Origin of the sequence: Brevundimonas naejangsanensis (assembly GCF_003627995.1) — a bacterium.
GTDB classification, from domain to species: Bacteria; Pseudomonadota; Alphaproteobacteria; order Caulobacterales; family Caulobacteraceae; genus Brevundimonas; species Brevundimonas naejangsanensis_B.
In genome coordinates this window covers 1,621,833-1,645,752 of the sequence record NZ_CP032707.1, presented here as the reverse complement: position 1 = coordinate 1,645,752, position 23,920 = coordinate 1,621,833, and the positions used below count along the sequence as shown (strand labels likewise).

19 protein-coding genes are annotated in these 23,920 nt (G+C 70.6%); 8 read left to right on the top strand and 11 right to left on the bottom strand.

The window, feature by feature from the left end; genetic code table 11:
* From D8I30_RS07720 to D8I30_RS07675, 10 genes are read right to left on the bottom strand one after another with little or no spacing between them, the layout of a single operon-like run.
* Positions 1 to 555: a chemotaxis protein CheD gene (locus tag D8I30_RS07720; RefSeq protein ID WP_121482229.1), complete on the bottom strand. Its 555-nt coding sequence runs from the start codon at positions 553 to 555 to the stop codon at positions 1 to 3.
* Positions 552 to 941, bottom strand: a complete 390-nt coding sequence (locus D8I30_RS07715) for a response regulator (protein WP_121482228.1) — start codon at positions 939 to 941, stop codon at positions 552 to 554. The genes D8I30_RS07720 and D8I30_RS07715 overlap by 4 nt, the downstream gene beginning before the upstream one ends.
* 8 nt (positions 942 to 949) lie before the next feature.
* Positions 950 to 1,987, bottom strand: a complete 1,038-nt coding sequence (locus D8I30_RS07710; RefSeq protein WP_121482227.1) for a protein-glutamate methylesterase/protein-glutamine glutaminase — start codon at positions 1,985 to 1,987, stop codon at positions 950 to 952.
* Positions 1,984 to 2,850 carry a CheR family methyltransferase gene (locus D8I30_RS07705; RefSeq protein WP_121482226.1) on the bottom strand — a complete coding sequence of 289 codons (867 nt, stop codon included), beginning with the start codon at positions 2,848 to 2,850 and terminating at the stop codon, positions 1,984 to 1,986. The genes D8I30_RS07710 and D8I30_RS07705 overlap by 4 nt, the downstream gene beginning before the upstream one ends.
* On the bottom strand, positions 2,847 to 3,320 hold the full coding sequence (locus D8I30_RS07700; protein WP_121482225.1) for a chemotaxis protein CheW: 474 nt from the start codon (positions 3,318 to 3,320) through the stop codon (positions 2,847 to 2,849). The genes D8I30_RS07705 and D8I30_RS07700 overlap by 4 nt, the downstream gene beginning before the upstream one ends.
* A 2-nt stretch (positions 3,321 to 3,322) precedes the next feature.
* Entirely contained in the window at positions 3,323 to 5,653 is a 2,331-nt protein-coding gene (locus D8I30_RS07695; RefSeq protein ID WP_121482224.1) for a chemotaxis protein CheA, read from the bottom strand.
* A gap of 24 nt (positions 5,654 to 5,677) precedes the next feature.
* Positions 5,678 to 6,043 (bottom strand): response regulator, encoded by a 366-nt coding sequence (locus D8I30_RS07690; protein ID WP_121482223.1) that lies wholly within the window; start codon positions 6,041 to 6,043, stop codon positions 5,678 to 5,680.
* A complete protein-coding gene (locus tag D8I30_RS07685; RefSeq protein ID WP_121482222.1) occupies positions 6,040 to 6,336 on the bottom strand; it encodes an STAS domain-containing protein in 297 nt (98 codons plus the stop codon). The genes D8I30_RS07690 and D8I30_RS07685 overlap by 4 nt, the downstream gene beginning before the upstream one ends.
* Positions 6,336 to 8,345, bottom strand: a complete 2,010-nt coding sequence (locus D8I30_RS07680; RefSeq protein WP_121482221.1) for a methyl-accepting chemotaxis protein — start codon at positions 8,343 to 8,345, stop codon at positions 6,336 to 6,338. Before D8I30_RS07680 ends, D8I30_RS07685 begins: the two co-directional genes overlap by 1 nt.
* A gap of 54 nt (positions 8,346 to 8,399) precedes the next feature.
* Positions 8,400 to 9,122, bottom strand: coding sequence for a TorF family putative porin (locus tag D8I30_RS07675; protein WP_121482220.1), 723 nt, complete (start codon positions 9,120 to 9,122; stop codon positions 8,400 to 8,402).
* Positions 9,123 to 9,476: 354 nt separating this feature from the next.
* On the opposite strand from D8I30_RS07675, the gene D8I30_RS07670 reads away from it, so the two are divergent.
* The 5 genes from D8I30_RS07670 (at position 9,477) to D8I30_RS07650 (ending at position 18,396) form a co-directional block, all read left to right on the top strand.
* On the top strand, positions 9,477 to 10,787 hold the full coding sequence (locus D8I30_RS07670) for a sensor histidine kinase (protein WP_240387175.1): 1,311 nt from the start codon (positions 9,477 to 9,479) through the stop codon (positions 10,785 to 10,787).
* Positions 10,784 to 11,389: a response regulator transcription factor gene (locus D8I30_RS07665; RefSeq protein ID WP_121482219.1), complete on the top strand. Its 606-nt coding sequence runs from the start codon at positions 10,784 to 10,786 to the stop codon at positions 11,387 to 11,389. The genes D8I30_RS07670 and D8I30_RS07665 overlap by 4 nt, the downstream gene beginning before the upstream one ends.
* Positions 11,390 to 11,479: 90 nt before the next feature.
* Entirely contained in the window at positions 11,480 to 12,925 is a 1,446-nt protein-coding gene (locus D8I30_RS07660; protein WP_121482218.1) for an NAD-dependent succinate-semialdehyde dehydrogenase, read from the top strand.
* Between the two features lie 180 nt (positions 12,926 to 13,105).
* Entirely contained in the window at positions 13,106 to 14,761 is a 1,656-nt protein-coding gene (locus D8I30_RS07655; protein WP_162938922.1) for an MFS transporter, read from the top strand.
* 260 nt (positions 14,762 to 15,021) lie between these two features.
* The gene (locus D8I30_RS07650; RefSeq protein WP_121482216.1) at positions 15,022 to 18,396 is read left to right on the top strand and encodes a hybrid sensor histidine kinase/response regulator; all 3,375 of its coding nucleotides are present in this window, start codon (positions 15,022 to 15,024) and stop codon (positions 18,394 to 18,396) included.
* 40 nt (positions 18,397 to 18,436) lie between these two features.
* Here D8I30_RS07650 and D8I30_RS07645 read toward each other — a convergent pair whose 3' ends face one another.
* On the bottom strand, positions 18,437 to 19,051 hold the full coding sequence (locus tag D8I30_RS07645; protein ID WP_121482215.1) for a response regulator transcription factor: 615 nt from the start codon (positions 19,049 to 19,051) through the stop codon (positions 18,437 to 18,439).
* 175 nt (positions 19,052 to 19,226) lie between these two features.
* Between D8I30_RS07645 and D8I30_RS07640 the strand changes: the two genes are divergently transcribed.
* From D8I30_RS07640 to D8I30_RS07630, 3 genes are all read left to right on the top strand, one after another.
* Positions 19,227 to 20,588 (top strand): DcaP family trimeric outer membrane transporter, encoded by a 1,362-nt coding sequence (locus D8I30_RS07640; RefSeq protein ID WP_121482214.1) that lies wholly within the window; start codon positions 19,227 to 19,229, stop codon positions 20,586 to 20,588.
* A gap of 28 nt (positions 20,589 to 20,616) precedes the next feature.
* Positions 20,617 to 22,554 (top strand): acetate--CoA ligase, encoded by a 1,938-nt coding sequence (gene acs / locus D8I30_RS07635; RefSeq protein ID WP_121482213.1) that lies wholly within the window; start codon positions 20,617 to 20,619, stop codon positions 22,552 to 22,554.
* Positions 22,555 to 22,792: 238 nt separating this feature from the next.
* Complete coding sequence (locus D8I30_RS07630; protein WP_121482212.1) at positions 22,793 to 23,851, top strand: CaiB/BaiF CoA transferase family protein; 1,059 nt, start codon at positions 22,793 to 22,795, stop codon at positions 23,849 to 23,851.
* Positions 23,852 to 23,920 lie beyond the last annotated feature (69 nt).

The following is a 23,920-nucleotide window of genomic DNA, read 5'->3' as shown; positions in this document are numbered from 1 at the left end:
TCAGAAGAGCTCCAGTTCTCCGGCCGCCGGAGGCGGCGGCGGCGTCGAGGGCGGCAGGGCCGCCCGATCGGTCACCACGCGTTGCCGCGCCCGGCCGCTGACCGGCCAATAGTGTAGTCGGCGCCCCCCGACGCCCCCCAAACTGCCGCCGAGCACGGAAATGCCCTCGTCGGCCAGAAAACGTTCGGCGAATTCGACGTTGGCGGCGCCCACGTCGGTCAGGACGTCGAACATGCGGCCGCCGCCGAACAGCTTGGCCTCCAGCCGGTCACGGCGCCCGCCGGCCTTGAGCACGTCGTTGATCAGAATTTCCATCAGATAAGCGCCGTAGCGGCGGCCCGCGCCCGTGCCGGACGTTTCGCCGGTCCCCGCCCCTTCCGGCAGAAGGAAGTGGTTCATGCCGCCCACCCCGGCCACGGGGTCGCGCAGGCACAGGGCGACGCAGCTGCCCAGGATGGTCGTCAGCACGACGTCGGGATCGGACGACACATGGTGTTCGCCCTGCCCCACGTGCACGCGCCGCTCGACCGGCTCCTGGACCGCCGCGTCGGTCACGTCAGCGGGCCGAAGACCGCTTCCAGCTTGTCCTTCAGCTGGGCGGTGGTGAAGGGCTTCACCAGATAGTTGTTCACGCCGAACTGCACGGCGCGCTGCACCAGTTCGCGGTCGGCCCGGCCCGTCAGCATGATGAAGGCCGTCTTGGACAGGGGCGGGTGGGCGCGGATGGCGCGCAACAGGCTCAGCCCGTCCAGGTTGGGCATGTTGAAGTCCGAGATCACCAGATGGACCGGCTGGGCCAGCAGGAAGCGCAGGGCCGCCTCCCCGTCGGGCGCTTCGTCGATCTCGCGCATGCCGATTTGATGCAGGCTGGCGCGGACCAGGGAACGCATCGTCAGCTGGTCGTCGACGACAAGGGTGCGGATGGCGGAAGCGGCGGGCATGGGCGTCCTTACGCGACTGACTGGGGCGCGGCCGAGCGGGCGGCGCAAGATTCGAGGATGGCCGGGGCCATGCGGGACAGGGGCAACTGGCGCTCGACGGCGCCCGCTTCGAAGGCGGCGCGGGGCATCCCATAGACGACGCAGGAGGCCTCGTCCTGGCCCAGGGTGCGGGCGCCGGCCTGGCGCATCGCCAGCAGGCCCTTGGCCCCGTCCTTGCCCATGCCGGTCAGGATCACGCCCGTCATCGGCCGCCCCATTTGGGCGACCGAGCCGAACAGCACATCGACCGACGGACGGTGGCCGTTGACCGGATCGGCCGCGACCAGGCGACAGCGTCCGCCCGACACCGCCAGGTGGGCGTCTCCGCCCGGGGCGATATAGACATGGCCGGGCTTCAGCGGCGCCCCGTCCTCGGCCTCGCTGACCTGGGCGGCCGAAGCCTTGTTCAGGCGGGCGGCGAAGCTCTTGGTGAAGCTGGCGGGCATGTGCTGGGTGACGACCGTCGCCGGGCAGTCGGCGGGGAAGGCCGACAGGATGGTCAGCAGGGCCTCGACCCCGCCCGTGGAGGAGCCGATGGCCAGCACATGGTTCGGATCGGCGTGATAGGCGCCCTCATGCCCCTGGGCCGCGCGGGCTTCCAGCGGGCGAACACGAGAGCGCGCGGCGATCTTCACCTTCTCCGCCAGGTCGCCGAAAGCCTCCTGGGCCGGCACGCCCGGCGCGGGCTTGGCCACGGCGTCGACGGCCCCGACCTCCAGCGCCGCCAGGGTCACGTCGGTTCCCGCCTGTGTCAGGGTCGAGACCATGACCACCGGCATGGGCCGCAGCCGCATGATCTTCTCGAGGAACTCCAGCCCGTTCATGTTGGGCATCTCGACGTCCAGGGTGATGACGTCGGGATTAAGCTCCTTGATCTTGGCGCGCGCCTCCAGCGGGTCGGCGGCCGTGCCGACCACGTTGATCTCCGGATCGCGCCGCAGGACGGCGCTGATCAGGCTGCGCATGGTGGCGCTGTCGTCCACCACCAGGACCGAGACCGCGCTCATGCCGCCGCTCCCTTGACGTAGGTGGTCAGGCCGGCGGGCTGCAGTTCGGCCGCGGCCGGCCCCGTCACGCGCTCGGAATGACCGATGTATAGAACCCCGCCGGGGTTCATGATCGGGGTGAAGCGGCTCCAGACCCGCGCCTGGGTCACGTCGTCGAAATAGATCACGACGTTGCGGCAGAAGATGACGTCGAAGCGGCCGCGCATCGGCCAGTCGCCGATCAGGTTCAGCTCCTTGAACGTCACCAGCCGCCGCAGGGTCGCGTCGGCCGAGAAGCGGCCGGGCGCGCCGGCGACCGGCTCGAAATGCTTGCGCGACGCCGCCGGAACCGGGTTCAGCAGCTCCTCGGCATAGACGCCCGCCGCGCCCTCGGCGACCATGTTGGGGTCGATGTCGGTGGCCAGGATGCGCACGTCCAGATCAGCAGCCTCGGGCAGGACGTCCAGCACCGTCAGGGCCATGGAGTAAGGCTCCTGCCCGTTCGAGCAGGCGGCGGACCACAGGCGCACGCGCCCGCCCGCCCGCGCCTTTGCGGCCAGCTCCGGCATGACCCGATCGCGCAGGTGATCGAAGTGGTGCGGCTCGCGGTAGAAGCGGGTGACGTTGGTGGTCAGGGCCGCCATCATCGCCTGGCGCTCGTCCACGCCCTCGGCCCCGTCGATCAGGGCGCAATAGTCGCGGAAGCTGCGCAGGCCGAGCAGGCGCAGACGCTTGGCCAGGCGCGAATAGACCAGCGCCGCCTTGCCCTCGCTGAGGGCGATGCCCGCGTGCGCGTGCAGGGTCTGGGCGATGTGACGGAAGTCCTCGGCGGTGAAGACGAACTCGCCTTCGACCAGGGCCTCCCGTCCGGCGACGTTCGTCATGCCGCTTCGGCCTCGCCTTCCGGCAGGACGTGGTCCAGGTCGATCAGGCTGATCATGCGGCCGCCCTCGACGGCGAAGATGCCCTTCACGAAGGACTTCACCTGGTCGCTGGCCACGTCGGGGGTCGGCTGGATGGCCGCGTCCGACAGCTGGACGATGTCCGACACCGCGTCGACCAGGAGGCCGACCAGACGCGAGCCCACATGAGCCACCATGATGACGTGCCGTTCGGTCGGCTCGCCGGTCTTCAGGCCGAAGCGCGCGCCCAGGTCGATGATCGGCAGGACGGCGCCGCGCAGGTTGATAACGCCCTTCATATAGGCGGGCGAGCGCGGCAGGGGCGTAGCCGGGCTCCAGCCGCGGATCTCGCGCACGCTCATGATGTCGACGCAGAACTCCTGCTCGCCGATGCGGAAGGCGATCAGTTCGCGGTCGGCGCCGGCGACATTGGGGGTGACGGAGTGGGTCATGGTCAGCTCGCCATCTGCATTTCGGCTCGAGAAGGGGATCGGGCGCGCCCGGTCGAGACCAGGGCGTCGATGTCCAGGATCAGGGCCACGCGCCCGTCGCCCAGGATGGTCGCGGCGGCCACGCCCTCGACGTGGCGATAGTTGGCTTCCAGGCTCTTGATGACCACCTGGCGCTGGCCGTGGATGGCGTCGACCAGCAGGGCGGCGCGCTGGCCGCTCTCGGTCTCGACGATCATCACCACCCCGCCCTTGAGCGCGGTCGGCTGGTCGCTGAAGCCCATGCACCAGGCCACGTCGACCAGGGGCAGGAAGGCCTCGCGGAAGCGCAGCACCGGATCGACGCCGCCCACGTGATGGATGTCGGCCGCGTCCGGCGTCAGGCTCTCGACGATGGCGGCCAGGGGCGCGACCAGGGTCTGTTCGGCGGCCCCCACCACCATGCCGTCCAGCACCGCCAGGGTCAGCGGCAGGCTGAGGGTGAAGGTCGAGCCCTTGCCGGGAACCGAGCTGATCGAGATGCGGCCGCCCAGAGACTGGATCGAGCGGCGCACCACGTCCATGCCGACGCCGCGTCCCGACAGGTCGGACACCTCGGTCGCGGTCGAGAAGCCGGGCATGAAGATCAGGTTGTCGATCTCCTCGTCCGACAGGGCCGCGTCCTCGGCGATCAGGCCGCGCTCGACGGCGATGCCCTTCACGCGCTGGCGGTTGATGCCCTTGCCGTCGTCGGCGATCTCGATGACGATCCGGCCCGAGCGGTGCAGGGCCGCCAGGCGCACCGTGCCCTCGGCCGGCTTGCCCGCCGCCAGCCGCTCGTCGGGGCCTTCCAGCCCGTGGTCGATGGCGTTGCGCAGCATGTGGGTGATCGGTTCGGACAGGCGTTCGATCACCGTCTTGTCGACCTCGGTGTCCTCGCCCGAAGTGACCAGACGCACCTTCTTGCCGGTCATCTCGGCGCATTCGCGCACCAGGCGGGGCATCCGCTGGAACACCGACTTCACCGGCTGGGCGCGGATGGCCATGACGCTGTCCTGAATCTCGCGCGTCAGCAGTTCGAGGTCTTCGAGGCCGAGGGCGATGTCGGACGAGCGGGCCAGGCCGCTCTCGGTCACGCGCTGGGCCAGCATGGCCTGCTGGATGACCAGCTCGCCGACGGCGTTGATCATCCGGTCCACCCGCTCCAGGTCGACGCGGATGGTCACCGGCGCAGCGGCGGCCGGAGCGGGCGCCGAAGGGGTCGGAGTCGGAGCCGGAGGGGCCGCAGGCGCAGCGGGCGCGACAGGCGCAACGGCGACAGGCGCGGGGGCCGGAGCGGCGACGACAGGTTCAGGAACGGCAGGCTCAGGCGCTACAGGCTCGGCCGCCGGGGCCGCGCCCACCGAGGCCAGCAGGGCGGCGATGTCCAGATCGGCGGCGGCCGCCTGGGCCAGGGCTTCGGCCGGGGCTTCCTCGTCGTCCTCGACGGCCGCCGGGGCCTCAGTCGAGGCGGCGGCGTTCAGGGGGGTGATGCTCAGGTCGCAATCCATTTCCACGAAATCGAACACGTCGCGCACCTCGGCCTCGCTGGCGTCGCCGTCCAGTTCGATGGTCCAGATCAGGTGGCTGTCGTTCGGGTCCAGGGCGTCCAGCGTCGGCAGGCCGCTGTCGTCCAATTCCACGCGCGTCGGCCCCAGGCGCGCCAGCTCGCGCAGCAGCAGGCCCGTCTCATTGGCGCTGGCGTAGAGGCGCGGATGCGGGCGGAAGACGATCTTCCATCCGCCCTCGACGGCGGCCATCGGCGCCTCGAGCGGGGCCAGGGCGGCGAGGTCCGGCAGAGGCGGCAGGTCGGGCAGATCAGACAGGCCGGCTGGCGCCTCGAACGCCGCCAGATCCAGGGCGATGGGGGTGAAGCCGAAGTCGTCGTCCTCGGCCAGGTCCGTCGTCGCGGCCGGGGCCGCCCCGCCGTGGGTCAGGGTCTCCAGCTCGGCGACCAGGCCGGCCGAGCGCGCCGGATCGACCGGCGCCCCGGCGCCGCGCGCCGCCGCCACATGGTCGGCCAGGACGTCGGCGGCCCGCAGCAGGGTCCGCACCGTCGGCTCGTCGCAGGCCTTCCGGCCCGAACGCAGCTCGTCCATCAGGGTCTCGAAGACGTGGGCGAAACGCACCAGGTCCTCCAGGCCGAAGGCCCCCGCCCCGCCCTTCACCGAATGGACGGCGCGGAAGACGGCGTTGATGACCTCGATGTCCGTCGAACCGGACTCCAGCGCCAGCAGATTGCTCTCCAGGTCGCCGAGCAGCTCCTCGCACTCCTGGAAGAAGGTCGCCTTGATCGCCTCGAACGGATCGTCGCTCATCGTCTGGCCTCGGCCCCTATTCCTTTAAGCCGCCACGCGGCGCACGGCGTCGACCAGACGCGCGGGATCGAACGGCTTGACGATCCAGCCGGTGGCGCCCGCCTCGCGCGCGCGCTGCTTCTTGGCCGCGTCGCTCTCAGTGGTCAGGACCAGCACGGGGACGCCGCTGAAGGCCGGGTCGGCGCGCATGCCCTCGATGAAGCCGAAGCCGTCCATGCGCGGCATGTTGATGTCGGTGATGACGATGTCCGGGCTCTCGGCCTGCAGCACCTCCAGGCCGTGGACGCCGTCCTCGGCCTGCACCACCCGATAGCCCGCGTCCTGCAGGGCCAGCATCAGCATCTCGCGCATGGTGCGCGAGTCGTCGACGGTCAGAACGGTCTTGATCATGCGGGTTCGCCCAAAACGGAAAGGTCGTCTGCGGAAAGGTCGTCGGGAGAGGCCCCGAACTGGCGCCATTGCACCGCCAGCGCCTCCGACACATTGAGGAAGGTCAAGGCGCAGCCGTCGGCCCGCCAGGTGCGGATGGCCGCCAGCAACACCTGCAGGCCCTGCCCGCCCAGCCGCTCGACCGCCGAGGCGTCGAGCGTCAGGGCCTGGCCCCGCACGGCCATCAGCTCCGCCTTCAGCGGGGCGGCGGCGCGCAGGTCCAGAACAGGGGCCAGAACGACCGTGGCCGTCATCAGAACTCCTCCCAGCCGTCCTCGACGACCTCAGTCTTCAGCGCCGCGCCGCCGCGCCCCATCGTCTTCAGGGCGGCGACCGTCTCGGCCACCGGCTGCGGCGTTCGGGCGGGCGCGGCGGCCTCGGCCGGCGCCGGCGCGAACGCGGGCGCCGCAACGGGCTTGGCCTTGGGCGCCGGCGTCGCGGCGCGGGCGGGGGCGGGGGCGCGGGCGGGCGCAGCCGCCTGGGCCACCTTGAAGTGCGCCACCGAGGCGGCCAGGACGTCGGCCTCCTGAGCCAGGGAGTGGCTGGCGGCGGTCGATTCCTCGACCATCGCCGCATTCTGCTGGGTGACCTGATCCATCTGGTTCACGGCCGAGTTGACCTGCTGCAGGCCGGTCGCCTGCTCCTGGGCCGAGGCCGAGATTTCCGCCATCAGGCCGTCGATTTCGGCCACGCCGGCGACGATGCGGCCGAGCGCCTCGCCCGTCTGGCCGACCAGGGCCACGCCCTGCTCCACCTGACGGCCCGAGGCGGTGATCAGGGTCTTGATCTCCTTGGCCGCTTCGGCCGAGCGCTGGGCCAGGGCCCGCACTTCCGAAGCGACGACGGCGAAGCCGCGGCCCGCGTCGCCCGCGCGCGCCGCCTCGACGCCCGCGTTCAGGGCCAGAAGATTGGTCTGGAAGGCGATCTCGTCGATCACGCCGATGATGGCGCCGATCTGGCTGGACGACTGTTCGATGGCGGTCATGGCGCTGACGGCGTCGCTGACCACCGCGCCCGAGGCCTCGGCCTCGCCGCGCGCGCGCTGCACCACGCCGGACGCCTGACGGGCGCCGTCGGCCGTGCGGTTCACCGTGGCGGTGATCTCGTCCAGGGCGGCGGCGGTCTCCTCCAGGCTGGCGGCCTGCTGCTCGGTGCGGCGCGACAGGTCGTCGGAGGCCTGGCTGATCTCGCCCGAGCCCGAACGGATGGCGGCGACGTTGGCCGCCACGGCGGCGATGGCCTGTTCCAGTTGGCTGACGGCGGCGTTGAAGTCGGCCTTCAACTGCTCGGCCTTGGGCGCGACGGCCACCGTCATCCGATGCGTCAGGTCGCCGTTGGCCATGGCGTTGAGGCCTTCGCCCAGGGCGGTGATGGCGACGCGGTCCTCTTCGGCGGCCTTGGCCTTCTCGGCCTCGACGCGGGCGCGCTCCTCCTCGGCGGCCTGGCGTTGGGCGGCGGCCTCGGCCTCCAGGCCCTCCTTGGCGATGGCGGCGTCCTTGAAGGCCAGGACGGCGGCGGCCATCTGGCCGACCTCATCCTTGCGGCCGACGGCGGGCACCGCGACGGTCGTGTCGCCCGAGGCCAGGCGGCGCATGGCCGCGGTCATGGCGACCAGGGGCTTGGCCAGGACGTTGGCCAGCATCACCGCCATGGCGCCGGCCATGGCCAGCGCCAGCAGCAGGCCGCCGATCAGGACGCCCCGCGCGGTCTTGGCCGCCGCGACCTGCTTCTCGCCATGGCGCTTGCTTTCCTGCGTCTTCTTGGCCTCCAGGCGCTCCAGAGCGGCCTCGGCCGGCTCGATCAGCTTGTCGGCGGCGCCGTCGCGGCCGACGACGGCGATGGCCTGCATCCAGGTGGAGGGTTCCGCCACCATGGTCCGGCCCGGCTCGACGACCTGGCGCGTCCACTCATCAAGGCCGGCGCGCGCGGCCTTCACGTCAGCGGCGCTGCCGGGATCCAGCTGGCGCACGCGATCCAGATTCTTGTCGAAATTCTTCCGGTGCGCGGCCAGGCGCTCCAGGTAATAGGGGTCGCGGGACACCAGGAAGCCGCGATAGCTCGCCTCCTGGCGCGCCAGATAGAATTGAGCGGATTCAACTTCCTGCTGAACCGCCGAGGCGCGCGCGCGGTCGATGCGGGCACGGTCCAGGGCGTTGATCTGCATGAAGACCATCCCCCCCATGGCCACGATGGCCAAGATGACGGCCGCGAAGGCCGCCAGCAGCTTCTTTTCGATCTTCAGGTCGCTCAACATGGTGACCATCTATCCCCCTCCCGCGTGAATTTAGTCTTGAGGCCGGCGCCGCGACGGCGCGCCTCAGAATGAAAAGGTCAGCGCGCCGACCAGGCGGCCGTCATAGCTGGCGCCCAGGTCATGACGATCGGTGTCGTACCAGCGCAGGTCGACCGCCAGACCCTCCGCCAAGCCATGCTTCAGGCCCAGGTTCCAGGCGGCGTAGTCGGCGCCACCGTCGGCGCTGCGGTCGCCGATCGCCGCCGACAGGCGCGTGCGCGGGCCGACGGCCACCGCGCCCTGCAGCTCGACCCACCAGGCCTCACGGGTCGCGGCGAAGCCGTCCGGCGAATAGTTGACCCTCAGGCGCGTGGCGACCGGCCCGAGCTTGCGCGAGGCGTCGGCCTGATATTCCCAGTAGTTGGCGTCCACGCCGGCGCGCGTGCCGGGCAGGTCCCGGTTCATCACCGACAGGTCGAAGGCGAATCCCGCCGCCTTGGGCCGCCAGCCCAGGGCGGCGATGATCTCGGCGTCCGAGCCTTGCGACAGCTTGGCCGTCGAGGCGAAGACGCTGCCGTAGAAGGCGCCCTGAGACACCTCCACGGTTCCGTTGACGCTGGGATCCCCGGCGCTCTTGCCCGCGCCCTTGCCGATGTATTCGCTGGCGACGCCCAGCTGGACGCCGAGGGATTGAGCCGCGGCCGGCGCGGCGACGGCCGCCGACAGGACGAACGCCAGACCGGCCAGGGCCGGCCGGAGAAGCGCTCGGCCGCTCTTCTGGCGCCGGGCGATTGAACTAAAGGACATTCAGACCTCTTTGAGACTGCCCCCTTCTGGTCGGAACAAGGGTAGGCAATCGTAAATTCGGCCATACGTAGAAACCCGCACTGGAACGAAGCGCTCCCGCCGCGCAGGTCTCAAGCTTAGCCATTCAAGGACTTAAGCTTAACAGTGAAGTAACCATGCCGCCGACCCTCACAGATATCGTCGTTACGACAGAAACCTTGCTTTTTGTCATCGACCAGTGACTGAAAGCGACAATTGCATGGCCAGGAAGAACTATTTAAAGACGCGCCCTCGTCTGGGTTCTGACGGTGACGCCACGGGAGGACTCGGCTCCTGATCTGCAAGGCGCCGAGGGAGAGTTCGATTTACTCAGTATTGGACCGTTGCGCGCCTGACGTCCTGTCGCGCCGCCGCCCCCTGGCGGCGGCGACGGCCGTGCTTTGCGCCGTCTGCGCCTCTGGGGTCCTGATCCTGGCGGTGGCCACGCCGCTCGCGCCCCGGCCGCTGGCGGTCGCGGCCCTGGTCCTGGTGCTGGCGGCGACGGCGGCCCTGATCCTGGCGTGGGTGCAGGCCCGTCGGCTGATGGACAGGCTGGCCGCCCGCGACGCCATGCTGAACGCCGCCTTCCTGTCGACCCCGGCGCTGACGCTGACGCGCGATGGAGCGATCCGACGGCTGAACAGCGCGGCGGCCGCCCTGTTCGACGTCGCCGAGACGGCCGTGCGCGGCCGTCCCTTCGCGGACCTGGTTCCCGGCTTCGACGTGGCGGCGGTCGCCGCCGCCGGCGTCGAGACCGGCCAGTTGCAGCCCCCCGGCGGCCACTGGACGGGACGCCGCTCCGACGGCGCGACCTTTCCCCTCGCCATCCGCTTCGGCCTGGCCCCCGGCGCCCCGGACGACGAGCACCTGGCCCTGGGCCTGATCGACCTGACGCTGCGCCACGCCGCCGAGGCCCAGGCGCGGGAACTGCACGCCCAGTTGAACACCGTCTGGCGGCTGAACTCCCTGGGCGAAATGGCCGCCACCCTGGCCCATGAGCTGAACCAGCCGCTCAGCGCGGCCACCGCCTATCTGCACGCCAGCCGGGTCGACATGGAAAAGGCCGGCCCCCTGGGCGACAGCGCCGGCCGCACCCTGGACCTGGCCCAGGGCCAGTTGTTGCGCGCGGGCCAGATCATCCGCCGCATGCGCGCCTTCCTGACCCAGGAGACGGGCGGCCTGAGCCGCGAGCGCGCCGCCGCCATGGTCCAGGACCTGGGCGAGGTGCTGGCCATGATCGGCCGGGCCCGAGGCGTGGCGCTCCGCATCGAGGTCGCGGCCGAGGACGACGAGGTGCAGGCCGACCGCATCCAGTTCCAGCAGGCCGTGGTCAATCTGGTCCGCAACGGCGTGGAGGCGGCGGCGGGCCGCGCAGGGGCCGAGGTGCGCGTCCTGGGCCGCGCCGACGCCGACGGCTATCGGCTCAGCGTCGAGGATAACGGGCCGGGCGTGTCCGACGATCAACTCGACCGCATCTTCCAGCCCATGACCAGCACCAAGGCGGGCGGCCTGGGCCTGGGGCTTTCGGTGACGCGCACCATCGTCGAGCGGCACCGCGCCGGCCTGCAGGCGGGCCGCAGCGAGATGCTGGGCGGAGCCGCCTTCTACTTCACCCTTCCGCGGGACGAGGAGGCCCGCGCCGCATGAGCGACCATTCCGTCTTCGTCATCGACGACGACTCCGCCGTGCGCGATTCCCTGCTGCGCGTCCTGCGCGGTCGGGGCGTGCGCGCGCGCGGCTTCGCCAGCGGCTCGGAGTTTTTCGCCGGCCTGCCCGAGGACCCCGCGGCCTGCGTCATCACCGACGTGCGCATGCCCGGCATGGACGGCGCCGAGGTCGTGCGGCGTCTGGCCGAGCTGCGCGGCGAGGCGTGGCCGGTCATCGTCATCACCGGCCACGCCGACGTGCCCATGGCCGTGCAGATGATGAAGGCGGGCATCGTCGACTTCATCGAAAAGCCCTTCGATCCCGTCCGCCTGGTCGAGGTGGTGCGCGGCTGCCTGGCCCGCCTCAGCGACCTCGACGCCCGGCAGCAGGCGCGCCAGGCCGCCCGGCTGCGGCTCGGCCGCCTGACCCCGCGCGAGCGCCAGGTCTTCGACGCCCTGGTCGCCGGCGCCTCCAACAAGGAGATCGCCCTGGAGCTGAAGATCAGCCCGCGCACCGTCGAGGTCTTCCGCGCCAAGGTCATGGCCAAGATGGAGGCCGACAGCCTGTCGGCCCTGGTCCGCATGGGGCTGATGCTGGCCTAGGATCGGCGCCCGGGCGTTTCGCCGTCTTGCAGCCGGGCCGCCCTCGGCGCGTTATGCGGGCTTCCCGCCCCCGCCTTCCCAGGAGCCCCCATGTCCGACCCCGCCCGCCTGCTGCGTCATCAGGCCTATGTCGACGGCCGCTGGATCGACGCCGACGGCGGCGGAACCCTCGACGTGACCAACCCCGCCACGGGCGAGGTGCTGGCGACCGTGCCCGACATGAGCGCCCCTGAGACCCGCCGCGCTATCGCCGCCGCCGAGGCCGCGATGAAGCCCTGGGCCGCCAGGACGGCGGGCGAACGGGCCCGCATCCTTCGCCGCTGGTTCGACCTGATGATGAGCGAGCAGGAGGCGCTGGGCCGCCTGCTGACCCGCGAGCAGGGCAAGAGCCTGACCGAGGCCAGGGGCGAGATCGCCTATGCCGCCAGCTTCATCGAATGGTTCGCCGAGGAGGGCAAACGCACCTATGGCGAGGTCATCCCTTCCCATGACGCCGCCAAGCGGATCGTGACCCTGCGCCAGCCGGTCGGGGTGGTGGGGGCGATCACGCCGTGGAACTTCCCCGCCGCCATGATCACCCGCAAGGTCGGCCCGGCCCTGGCCGCCGGCTGCGCCGTGGTGCTGAAGCCGGCCAGCCAGACGCCGCTGTCGGCTCTGGCGCTGGCCGTTCTGGCGGAAGAGGCGGGCCTGCCGCCCGGTCTGTTCAACGTCGTCACCGGCTCGGCCTCGGCCATCGGCGGCGAGCTGACGTCGAATGAAACGGTGCGCAAGATCAGCTTCACCGGCTCGACCGAGATCGGCCGCCTGCTGATGGAACAGTCGTCGCAGACCATCAAGAAGATGAGCCTGGAGCTGGGCGGCAACGCCCCCTTCCTGGTCTTCGACGACGCCGATGTGGACGCCGCCGTGGCGGGCGCCGTCGCCTCCAAATATCGCAACGCGGGCCAGACCTGCGTCTGCACCAACCGCTTCTATGTGCAGTCTGCCGTCCACGACGAGTTCGTCGCCAAGCTGACCAAGGCCACGCAGGCGCTGAAGGTCGGAAACGGCCTGGACGACGGCGTCCAGATCGGCCCCCTGATCGACGAAAAGGCCGTGAAGAAGGTCGAGGCCCACGTCGCCGACGCCCTGGCCAAGGGCGCGACCCTTTTGACCGGCGGCGGGCGCCACGACCTGGGCGGAACCTTCTTCCAGCCGACGGTCCTGTCGAGCGTGAGCCAGGACATGCAGATGTGCCGCGAGGAGACCTTCGGCCCCGTCTCCGGCGTCGTCCGCTTCGAGACCGAGGAGGAAGGGATCGCCTTGGCCAACGACACCGTCTTCGGCCTGGCCGGCTATTTCTACGCCCGCGACTTGAGCCGCGTCTGGCGCGTCGCCGAGGCGCTGGAAACGGGGATGATCGGCGTCAACACCGGCCTGATCTCCACCGAGGGCGCCCCCTTCGGCGGCGTCAAGCAATCGGGCCTCGGCCGCGAAGGCTCCCGCCACGGCATCGAGGACTATCTGGAGATCAAGTATCTCTGCATGGGTCTTTGATCCCTCTCCCGCCGGGAGAGGGCTCCCAAGCCGGATTATTCGACCAAGGTCGCTCTCCGCAAACCCGGTTTCCTGCTGTCACTCTCCCTTCCGACGCTCGGCGCAAAGCACGCCGGGCGCGAGGGAAAGCGCCGCGCCTCGCGGCTGCACAGGAAGGGACTGCCCATGACCGACCGCACCATGGATGCGGCGGAGGGCGTGGAGCACACGGTCGACAAGAACGACCGGCTGGTGATTCTCGCCTCCTCCGTCGGCACCGTCATCGAATGGTACGACTTCTATCTCTACGGCTCGCTGGCCGCGATCATCTCCGCCCAGTTCTTCTCGGGCGTGAACGAGACCACCGGCTTCATCTTCGCCCTGATGGCCTTCGCCGCGGGCTTCGCCATCCGGCCGTTCGGGGCCGTCGTCTTCGGCCGCATGGGCGACCTGTGGGGGCGCAAGAACACCTTCCTGGTGACCATGCTGCTGATGGGCATCTCGACCTTCGTGGTCGGCCTGTTGCCGCCCTACGCCGCCATCGGCATCGCCGCGCCGATCACCCTGGTGCTGATGCGCCTGATCCAGGGCCTGGCCCTGGGCGGGGAATACGGCGGCGCCGCCACCTACGTCGCCGAGCACGCTCCCAACGGCAAGCGCGGCTTCTACACCTCCTTCATCCAGATCACCGCCACCGTGGGCCTGCTGCTCAGCCTGATGGTGATCCTGGGCGTGCGCTTCACCGTGGGCGAGGACGCCTTCGTCGAATGGGGCTGGCGCATCCCCTTCCTGGTTTCGATCCTGCTGCTGGGCGTGTCCCTGTGGATCCGCCTGAAGCTGTCGGAAAGCCCGGCGTTCAAACGCATGAAGGCCGAGGGCAAGGGCTCGACCACCCCCCTGAAGGACAGCTTCCTGATGTGGCCGAACCTGAAGCTGGTGCTGATCGCCCTGTTCGGCCTCGCCGCCGGTCAGGCCGTGGTCTGGTACACGGGCCAGTTCTACGCCCTCTTCTTCCTCGAGAAGACGCTCAAGGTCGATCCGGCCCTGGCCAACATCCTGATCGCCGCCGCCCTGGCGCTGGCGACGCCCTTCTTCGTCATCTTCGGCTGGCTGTCCGACAAGATCGGCCGCAAGCCCATCATCCTGACCGGCTGCCTGCTGGCGGCCCTGACCTACTTCCCGCTGTTCCAGGGGCTGACGGTCGCGGCCAACCCGCGCCTCGCCGCCGCCGTGGCCTCGGCGCCGGTCACCGTCGTCGCCAACCCGGCCGACTGCCACTTCCAGTTCGACCCGGTCGGCAAGACCGTCTTCAACAGCTCGTGCGACCTGGCCAAGACCCACCTGGCCAAGGCCGGCGTCACCTACGTCAATGAAGCCGCCCCCGCCGGAACCGTCGCCCAGGTCCGCATCGGCGACCGGGTGGTGGAGTCCTTCAACGGCAAGGTGCTGGCCAAGGCCGACTTCGACGCGCAGAAGAAGACCTGGGACGCGGGCCTGACCGCCGCCCTGACCGAGGCCGGCTATCCGGCCAAGGCCGACAACGCCCTGGTCAACAAGCCCATGGTGATCGGCATCCTGTTCCTGCTGGTCCTCTATGTGACCATGGTCTACGGCCCGATCGCCGCCGCCCTGGTCGAGATGTTCCCGACCAAGGTGCGCTACACCTCCATGTCCCTGCCCTATCACATCGGCAACGGCTGGTTCGGCGGCTTCCTGCCGACCACGGCCTTCGCCATGGTCGCGGCCTCGGGCAACATCTACAACGGCCTCTGGTATCCGATCGTCATCGCCGTGCTGACCCTGGTGGTGGGCGTCCTCTTCGTGAAGGAAGGCAAGGACGTGAACATCCACGACTGAGGCGCGACGCTCTCCCTCCCCTTCATGGGGAGGGTGGCTGAACCCGTCAGGGCGAAGCCGGGTGGGGCGGCCAGGCTATTCAGGCGCCGAGGCCAGGATCGCCAAGCCCTCCCCACCCGTTCTCCGCTTCGCTACGACCACCCTCCCCATGAAGGGGAAGGAAAGGTTGTGACTTTCGCCAACCCGAGGGCGGTCCGGCTTCGGCCGGGCCGCCCTTTTTTCACTTGCCCGCGCGATCGCGCCCGGCCCAGATGACGCCCATGTTCAGCCTCGCCACCCTGGCCCTGACGGCCCTCTACATGGCCGCCCTGTTCGCCATCGCCTGGTGGTACGAACGGCCGCAGATCAAGGCGCGCGGCGGGATGCTGGGTCCGTCGCTCTACGCCCTGTCGCTGGCCATCTACTGCACCTCCTGGACCTATTACGGCGCGGTGGGGACGGCGGCGCGCGACGGGTGGGACTATCTGCCCATCTACATCGGCCCTGTGCTGGGCATGACCCTGCTGCTGCCGCTGTGGCGGCGCGTCGCCTCGGCCGCGCGGCGCGAGAACGTCGGCTCCATGGCCGACTTCATCTCCTCCCGCTACGGCAAGAGCCCGGCCCTGGGCGCGGCGGTGGCGGGCGTCGCCATCCTGGGCTCGGTCCCCTACATCGCGCTGCAGCTCAAGTCCCTGTCGATGGCCGGGGAGATGATCACGGCCGGCACCCCCGTCGCCGGGTCCGAGAGCCTGACCGTCCTGGTCATGGCGGCCGTGCTGGCGGGCTTCGCCATCCTGTTCGGCGCGCGACGCCCCGACCTGACGGAGCACAACCGTGGCCTGATCCAGGCAATCGGCATCGAGTCCATTGTCAAACTGGCCGCCCTGCTGGCGGTCGCCGTCTTCGCCGTCTTCCTGCTGGCCGCCTCGCCGTCGCGGCAGGCCGTGGTCGACAGCCTGGGCCAGCTGGGCGCCTGGCCCCGGATCGACGCCCGCTTCATGGCCATCACCCTGGTGGCGACCCTGGCCATCTTCTGCCTGCCGCGTCAGTTCCACGTCGCCTTCGTCGAAGGCGGCGACCCGGCCCAGGTGCGCCGGGCGCGCTGGATCTTCCCCGTCTATCTGCTGCTGACCAGTCTGGCGGTGCTGCCGCTGGTGGCGGCGGGCGGACTGTTCACGCCCCGGACCAACCCCGACCTGCTGGTGCTGGCCCTGCCGCTCGGCGCGCGGCAGAGCCTGTTGACCGCCGTGGTCTTCGTCGGCGGCTTCTCGGCCGCCACCGCCATGGTCATCGTCGAGGCCGTGGCCCTGTCGGCCATGGTGTCCAACAACCTGGTCCTGCCGCTGATGGGCGCCGGACGGCGGCGCGGCGCGGCGCCGCCGGACATGGCGCGGACCCTGCTGAACATCCGCCGCCTGGCCATCGTCGCCCTGCTGCTGCTGGCCTGGCTCTACTATCTGGCGATGGACCGGACCAGCGGGCTGGCGGCCATGGGCCTGGTGTCCTTCGCCGCCCTGGCCCAGCTGGCGCCCGCCCTGTTCGGAGCGGTGCTGTGGCGCGGCGGGCGCGCCGGCGGCGCCCTGGCGGGCCTGGCGGCGGGGATGGCGGTCTGGGCCGTGCTGCTGGCCGCGCCGCAGTTGGCGCCCGGCTTCGGCCTGAACGTCCCGGCCATGCTGGGGCTGGAAGACCCGTTCGCGGCGGGCGTCTTCCTCAGCCTGTCGCTGAACCTCGGCGTCTTCGTCCTGGTGTCGCGGGCGCGGCCGCCGCGCCTGATAGACCGGGTCCAGGCCCGCGCCTTCGTCGACCGCCTGGGACCGGACTGGATGGAGGGGCGCGGCGGCTCGGCCGGGGCCTCGGTCGGCGACCTGCGCGCCCTGGTCGCCCGCTTCATCGGCGACGAGCGGGCCGAGCGCGCCTTCGCCGCCTGGGCGCGCGAAACCGATATCAGGCTCAAGGACGCCGATCCCGCCGACGCGACGCTGGCCCGCGCCGCCGAGCGGATGCTGGCGGGGGCCGTCGGGGCCGCCGCCGCCCGCCGCGTTCTGGCTGCGGCCCTGGCCGCCGGAGGCCGCGCGCCCGAGGACGTGGTGCGGATGCTCGACGAGGCCTCCCAGGCGGTCCAGTTCAACCGCGACCTGCTGCAGACCACGCTCGACAACATCGATCAGGGCGTCAGCGTCGTCGACGAAGACCTGCGCCTGACCGCCTGGAACCGCCGCTATGTCGAGATGTTCGACCTGCCCGCCGGCTTCGTCCACGTCGGCCTGCCCATCGCCGCCGTCTATCGCCTGAACGCCGAGCGCGGCGAGGCGGGCGTACCGGCTCACGAGATCGACGCCTGGGTCGAGCGGCGGCTGGAGGCCCTGGCCCGCCGCATCCCCCACGACCATGAGCGCGAGCAGCCCGACGGCCGCATCCTGCGCTCATCCGGCGCGCCCATCCCCGGCGGCGGCTACGCCACCAGCTACACCGACATCACCGCCCTGCGCCGCGCCGCGCGCGATCTGGAAGAGGCCAACGAACGGCTGGAGGCGCGCGTCGCCGACCGCACCCGACGCCTCGACGAGGCCCGTCGGCAGGCCGAGGAGGCCACCGCCTCCAAGACCCGCTTCCTGGCGGCGGCCAGCCACGACCTGCTGCAGCCCTTGCACGCCGCCCGCCTGTTCATCGCCGCCTTGAAGGAGGACCCGGCGCTGGAGGGCTCCAGCGCGCGCGGCCTCGCGACCAATGCCGACCGCGCCATCGACAGCGCCCACCGCCTGTTGACCGCCCTGCTCAACCTGTCCAGACTCGAGGCGGGCGGCGTGCGGCCCGCCGTGGCGCCCCTGGCCCTGGAAGGGCTGTTCGCCGACCTGCGCCGCGAGTTCGCGCCCATGGCCCGCGCCAAGGGGCTGCGGCTGACGGTCGTGCCGTCGCGCCTGTGGGTCGCCTCGGACCGGGACCTGCTGCGCTCCATGCTGCAGAACCTGGTCGCCAACGCCATCCGCTACACCGACCAGGGCCGGGTCCTGGTCGGGGCGCGACGGGACGGCGAGACGGTCCAGCTGCTGGTCTGCGACACCGGGCGCGGCATCGCCGACGCGGATCGGGACCACGTCTTCGGCGAGTTCGTGCGCCTGCCCGGCGCCCCGGTGGACGAGCCGGGCGCGGGCCTGGGCCTGGCCATCGTGCACAAGCTGTCGGACCTGCTGGGCCACCCCCTGTCCCTGGCCTCGCGCGTCGGACGCGGGAGCGCCTTCCGCGTCGCCGTGCCGCGCGCCGCCGTCCGGCCCGAGCCCGACACCGCGACCGACGACCGCCGCCTGCCGCTGGCGGGGCTGCGGGTGCTGTGCGTGGACAATGAGCCGGTCATCCTGGACGCCCTGACGGCGCTGCTGACCCGCTGGGGGGCCCAGGCCGTCACCGCCCGCTCCGTGGCGGACGCGTGCGCCGCGGCCGGCTCCTTCGACGCGGCCCTGATCGACCTGCATCTGGGCGACGACGAGCCGGACGGCCTGGCCGCCGTCGACTGGCTGCGTGCGCGCGGCGTGCGCCGCATCGCCCTGGTCACCGCCGACACGCGCGAGGGGCTGAAAGACACCGCCACGGCGGCGGGCGCGACCCTGCTGCCCAAGCCGGTCAAGCCGGCGGCGCTGAAGGCGTTCCTGAGAAGCTGACCGGACTTTCTCCCTCCCCTTCATGGGGAGGGAGATGGGTTCAGAGATCCAGCGACTGCGCCAGGATCACCGCCTGGGTCCGGTTCTGCACCCCCAGCTTGCGGAAGACGCTGGTCAGGTGCGCCTTGATGGTGGCCTCGGTGACGCCCAGGTCGAAGGCGATCTGCTTGTTCAACCGCCCGGCCTTCAGCCCTTCGAGGATGCGCAGCTGCGACGGCGTCAGGCTGGCGATGCGGGCCTGGAGATCGGCCTCCTCCGGGTCGGGAGGCCCGACCTCGGGGGCCCAGGTCTCGCCCTCCAGCATGGCCGCGATGGCCTCGACCATTTCGGGCAGGGCGGCCGATTTGGGAATGAAGCCCGACGCCCCCAGCGCCAGGGCGCGACGCACGGTCGGCGGCTCCTCGCTGGCGGAGACCACCGCCACGGGTACGGCCGGGTGCTCGGCGCGGATGCGAGTCAGGCCCGCCATCCCCTCGCTGTCCGACAGCTTCAGGTCCAGCAACAGCAGATCCGTCGCGCCCTCGATCAGTCGCGCCTGAACCTCGGCCAAGCTGGCGCATTCCGCAATCACGGCGCCCGGCGCGGCCTTTTCGACGGCCGACCTCAACGCCGCCCGAAACAAGGGGTGGTCGTCGGCGACGACGATGCGGTCCATGAACGTCCTTCCCGCGCGCGGTTCTTGTTTGAGTCTCGGCGCCGCGCCGCAGGGGCACCATGCCGCGCCTCGACTTTGGTCGAAACTAGACGAATGGCTAATGGCCGCAAACCCGACCCGCGCGGAATGCTGCCGTTCTGAGGTCCGCAGCAGACGGGCCCGGGAGGAAACCGACATGAAAAGCTGCCGCCTGCTCGGCGGCGCGGCCGCGGCTGCGCTGTTGCTCACGCCCGGCGCCGTCCTGGCCCAGGACGCCGGCGCCGCCCTCGAGGCCCGCATCGCCCAGCTCGAAGCGGAGCTGAACAGCCTCAAGGCCGAAGTCGCCGCCGCCCGAACGCAGCAGACGTCCCAAAATCAGGCCCTGGCCCAGGATATCATCCGCCTGGAGACCCGCCCGGCGTCTGCGCCGACGCCGGCCCCGGCCCCCGCCGCGCCGTCGGAGGGCTTCCGCATCGGCGACCATACGGTGAAGTTCGGCGGCTTCATCAAGACCGACTTCATGGCGTCGAAATACTCCGGCGGCGATCCGGCCAACGGCGACCTGCTGCGCGACTACCACCTGCCCGGCGCCATTCCGGTCGGCGGCGCGGACGAGGACGTCGCGACCGACTTCAACGCGCGCCAGACCCGCTTCTGGCTGACCACCGACGGCCTGGTCGGCGGGCGCAAGGTCGGCACGCGGCTGGAGATGGACTTCGAGAGCCTGCCCGGCGCCGGCGATCAGCGCATCACCAGCGCCTCCAACCCGGCCCTGCGCCGCGCCTTCGTCACCATCGATGAGTGGCTGATCGGCCAGGAGTGGACCAACTTCCAGAACACCGCCGTCCTGCCGGAATCGGCCGACTTCGTCGGAGCGGCCGAGGGCACGGTCTTCGCCCGCCAGGTGCAGGTCCGCTATACGCGCGGCCCCTTCTCCATCGCGCTGGAGAACCCTGAGACCACCGTCACCCCCTTCGGCGGCGGCGCCCGCATCATCGCCGACGACAACAGCCTGCCCGATCTGACCGCCCGCTATGCGCTGAGCCGCCCGTGGGGCGACGTGCAGCTGTCCGGCCTGCTGCGTCAGCTGAAGTATCAGAACCCGGCGACCGACATCGATTCCACCGCCACGGGCTGGGGCCTGTCGGCCTCGGCCAAGGTCAAGGTCGGCGCCCAGGACGACATCCGCCTGATGCTGACGGGGGGCGAAGGCGTCGGCCGCTATGTCGGGCTGAACTTCTCCAACGACGCGGTGCTGGACGCTTCGGGCGATCTGGAGGCCATCGGCGTGATCGCGGGCTTCGCCGCCTATCGCCACGTCTGGACCCCGGGCTGGCGCTCCAGCCTGATCTGGTCGACGCAGAAGGTGGACAACGACGTGGCCCTGACCGGGACCGGCGCCAACCGTTCGGCCCAGAGCCTCCACGCCAACCTGATCTGGTCGCCGGTCGCGGCGTTTGATGTCGGCGCCGAACTGATGTTCGCTGACCGCAAGCTGGAGTCGGGACAGGACGGCGACATGACGCGTCTGATCCTGTTCGCCAAATACGGCTTCTAGAAAAGAAAAAGAGACTGGAGGAAATCGCGTGACTGATCCGGAAATCTATCCCGTTCCCGCCGATCTGGCCGCCCGCGCCCACATGGACCGCGCCGGCTATGAGGCGGCCCGGATCGCGGCGCGCGAAACGCCGGACGCCTTCTGGGCCCAACAGGCCCGGCGCCTCGACTGGATGAGCTTCCCGACGAAGATCAAGGACGTGTCCTTCAACAAGGAAGACTTCCGCATCCGCTGGTTCGAGGACGGGGTGCTGAACGCCTCGGTCAACTGCATCGACCGCCACCTGCCCCACCGCCGGGACGAGGTCGCCATCATCTGGGAAGGCGACGAGCCGACCGACAGCGAAACCGTCACCTTCGGCCAGCTTCATGAGCGTGTGTGCCGCCTGGCCAATGTGCTGAAGGCCAACGGCGTCCAGAAGGGCGACCGCGTCACCATCTATCTGCCGATGATCCCCGAGGCGGCCTACGCCATGCTGGCCTGCGCCCGCATCGGCGCCGTGCATTCGGTCATCTTCGGCGGCTTCTCGCCCGACAGCATCGCCGGGCGCATCGAGGACTGCCAGTCGACCTTCGTCATCACCGCCGACGAAGGCTGCCGCGGCGGCAAGAAGGTTCCGCTGAAGGCCAACGTCGACAAGGCGCTGGAGAAGGTCGCGGGGGTGAAAACCGTCGTCGTCCTGCGCCACACCGGCACCGACGTGCCCTTCGTCGAGGGCCGCGATCTGGACTGGGGCGTCGAGACGGACAAGGCCTCGCCCGATTGCGCGCCTGAGCCGATGAAGGCCGAAGACCCGCTGTTCATCCTGTACACCTCCGGCTCGACCGGAAAGCCCAAGGGGGTGCTGCACACCACCGGCGGCTATCTGTTCTGGGCCAGCTATACGCATGAGCTGGTGTTCGACTATCGCCCCGGCGAAGTCTTCTGGTGCACCGCCGACGTGGGCTGGGTCACGGGCCACACCTATGTCGTCTACGGCGCCCTGGCCAATGCGGCGACGACCCTGATGTTCGAGGGCGTGCCCAACTATCCCACCGTCAGCCGCTTCTGGGAGGTGGTGGACAAGCATCAGGTCAACATCTTCTACACCGCCCCCACGGCCCTGCGCGCCCTGATGCGCGACGGCGACGCGCCGGTGAAGGCGTCCAGCCGCCAATCCTTGCGTCTGCTGGGCACCGTCGGCGAACCGATCAACCCCGAGGCCTGGCGCTGGTATCATGAGGTGGTCGGCGAAGGCCGCCTGCCCATCGTCGACACCTGGTGGCAGACCGAAACGGGCGGCGCCCTGATCTCGCCCCTGCCCGGCGCGACCGACCTGAAGCCTGGCTCGGCGACCAAGCCCCTGCCCGGCGTCGAGCTTGAAATCGTCGACGCCGAGGGCGCAGTGCTGACCGGCGCGACCGAGGGCAATCTGTGCATCACCGACAGCTGGCCCGGCCAGATGCGGACCGTCTATGGCGACGATCAGCGTTTCTTCGAGACCTATTTCTCGACCTATCCGGGCAAGTATTTCACCGGCGACGGCTGCCGCCGCGACGCGGACGGCTACTACTGGATCACCGGCCGGGTCGATGACGTCATCAACGTCTCGGGCCACCGCATGGGCACCGCCGAGGTCGAGAGCGCCCTTGTCCTGCACGACGACGTGGCCGAGGCCGCCGTCGTCGGCTTCCCCCACGACATCAAGGGTCAGGGCATCTACGCCTATGTCACCCTGAACAAGGGGGTCGAGGCGACCGACGACCTGCGCAAAGCTCTGGTCGCCCAGGTCCGCGAAGAGATCGGCCCCATCGCCGCCCCGGACGTGATCCAGTGGGCGCCGGGCCTTCCCAAGACCCGCTCCGGCAAGATCATGCGGCGGATTCTGCGCAAGATCGCCGAGAACGAACTGGGCGCCCTGGGCGACACCTCGACGCTGGCCGATCCGTCGGTGGTGGATGATCTGGTGAAGAACCGGGCGGCCTGAACCGTCTCTCCCTGCCCCCTCAATGGGGGAAGGGCCGGGGATGGGGGTGAGGACGCGACGACGACGATCGAGCACGGGAGGCGCAGCGCCTCCTGCGCTTCACCGGCAGCCGTCTGCCGACACCCCCACCCAACCCTCCCCCATCGAGGGGGAGGGCTTTCATAGACCTCCCCCCGAAGAGGCGGTCCCGGACGGCGCAAGCTGGACGGGGCCACCCGCCTCGGCTTCAGTGCGGGGCATGAGCGGAACCCTCGACGGCCTGACCATCATCGAAATCGGCGGCATAGGCCCCGCCCCCTTCTGCGGCATGATGCTGGCCGATCACGGCGCCGAGGTGGTGCTGGTCCACCGCCCCGGCGCGGCGCCCGACCTGCGCGATCCGCTGAACCGCAGTCGCGCCCGCCTGGTCGAGGCCGACCTGAAGACGCCCGAGGGCGCCGCCCTGGTCCGCGACCTGGCCCGCACGGCCGACGGCCTGATCGAGGGCTTTCGCCCCGGCGTCATGGAGCGTCTCGGCCTCGGTCCCGACGCGCTGCTGGCCGACAATCCGCGCCTCGTCTACGGCCGCATGACCGGCTGGGGTCAGGACGGACCGCTGGCCCCGGCGCCGGGCCACGACATCGACTACATCGCCGTCTCGGGCGCCCTGCACGCCTTCGGCCGGGCGGGCGAGAAGCCGACCCCGCCGATCAACATGGTCGGCGACTTCGGCGGCGGCGGCATGCTGCTGGCCTTCGGCATGGTCGCAGGCCTGCTGAAGGCCCAGCGCACCGGGCGCGGCGACGTCATCGACTGCGCCATGACCGACGGCTCCTCCCTGCTGATGAGCATGATCTGGGGCTTCCGCCAGAACCTGCCCGCGCCCCTGCCGCCCAGTCTGGCCTGGCGCGACGAGCGCGGCGTCAACCTGCTCGACACCGGCGCGCCGTTTTACGAGGTCTATGAAACGTCGGACGGAAAATACGTCGCCGTCGGCGCCATCGAACCGGCCTTCCATATCGCCCTGATGCGGCTGACGGGACTAGGGAGCGATCCCGATTTCGCCATGCCCTTCGATCCAGACCAATGGCCGAGGCTGAAGGACAGGCTGGCCGCCGTCTTCCGCACCCGCACCCGCGACGACTGGTGCAGCGATCCCGACGCCCAGGCCGCCTGCGTCGCCCCCGTCCTGTCCATGACCGAGGCCCCCGACCACCCGCACAACCGCGCCCGCGAGGCCTTCGTCACGGCGCAGGGGGTGATGCAGCCAGCGCCCGCGCCCCGGTTCCGGGACAGCCCGGCGCGGCGACCGGAATAGAAGGCAGGTCACGAAATCACCGCTCACCCCGGCGGACGCCGGGGCCCAGTGCTTTGGCCTCAAACGCGC

What these genes read in the sequence shown, in the direction of transcription:
- D8I30_RS07645 (WP_121482215.1), bottom strand. Translation starts at nt 19,051, where the DNA reads ATGGACCGCATCGTCGTCGCCGACGACCACCCCTTGTTTCGGGCGGCG.
- D8I30_RS07675 (WP_121482220.1), bottom strand. Translation starts at nt 9,122, where the DNA reads ATGTCCTTTAGTTCAATCGCCCGGCGCCAGAAGAGCGGCCGAGCGCTT.
- D8I30_RS07690 (WP_121482223.1), bottom strand. Translation starts at nt 6,043, where the DNA reads ATGATCAAGACCGTTCTGACCGTCGACGACTCGCGCACCATGCGCGAG.
- D8I30_RS07665 (WP_121482219.1), top strand. Translation starts at nt 10,784, where the DNA reads ATGAGCGACCATTCCGTCTTCGTCATCGACGACGACTCCGCCGTGCGC.
- D8I30_RS07700 (WP_121482225.1), bottom strand. Translation starts at nt 3,320, where the DNA reads ATGACCCACTCCGTCACCCCCAATGTCGCCGGCGCCGACCGCGAACTG.
- D8I30_RS07650 (WP_121482216.1), top strand. Translation starts at nt 15,022, where the DNA reads ATGTTCAGCCTCGCCACCCTGGCCCTGACGGCCCTCTACATGGCCGCC.
- D8I30_RS07660 (WP_121482218.1), top strand. Translation starts at nt 11,480, where the DNA reads ATGTCCGACCCCGCCCGCCTGCTGCGTCATCAGGCCTATGTCGACGGC.
- D8I30_RS07705 (WP_121482226.1), bottom strand. Translation starts at nt 2,850, where the DNA reads ATGACGAACGTCGCCGGACGGGAGGCCCTGGTCGAAGGCGAGTTCGTC.
- D8I30_RS07685 (WP_121482222.1), bottom strand. Translation starts at nt 6,336, where the DNA reads ATGACGGCCACGGTCGTTCTGGCCCCTGTTCTGGACCTGCGCGCCGCC.
- D8I30_RS07715 (WP_121482228.1), bottom strand. Translation starts at nt 941, where the DNA reads ATGCCCGCCGCTTCCGCCATCCGCACCCTTGTCGTCGACGACCAGCTG.
- D8I30_RS07680 (WP_121482221.1), bottom strand. Translation starts at nt 8,345, where the DNA reads ATGGTCACCATGTTGAGCGACCTGAAGATCGAAAAGAAGCTGCTGGCG.
- D8I30_RS07655 (WP_162938922.1), top strand. Translation starts at nt 13,106, where the DNA reads ATGGATGCGGCGGAGGGCGTGGAGCACACGGTCGACAAGAACGACCGG.
- D8I30_RS07710 (WP_121482227.1), bottom strand. Translation starts at nt 1,987, where the DNA reads ATGAGCGCGGTCTCGGTCCTGGTGGTGGACGACAGCGCCACCATGCGC.
- D8I30_RS07630 (WP_121482212.1), top strand. Translation starts at nt 22,793, where the DNA reads ATGAGCGGAACCCTCGACGGCCTGACCATCATCGAAATCGGCGGCATA.
- D8I30_RS07640 (WP_121482214.1), top strand. Translation starts at nt 19,227, where the DNA reads ATGAAAAGCTGCCGCCTGCTCGGCGGCGCGGCCGCGGCTGCGCTGTTG.
- D8I30_RS07695 (WP_121482224.1), bottom strand. Translation starts at nt 5,653, where the DNA reads ATGAGCGACGATCCGTTCGAGGCGATCAAGGCGACCTTCTTCCAGGAG.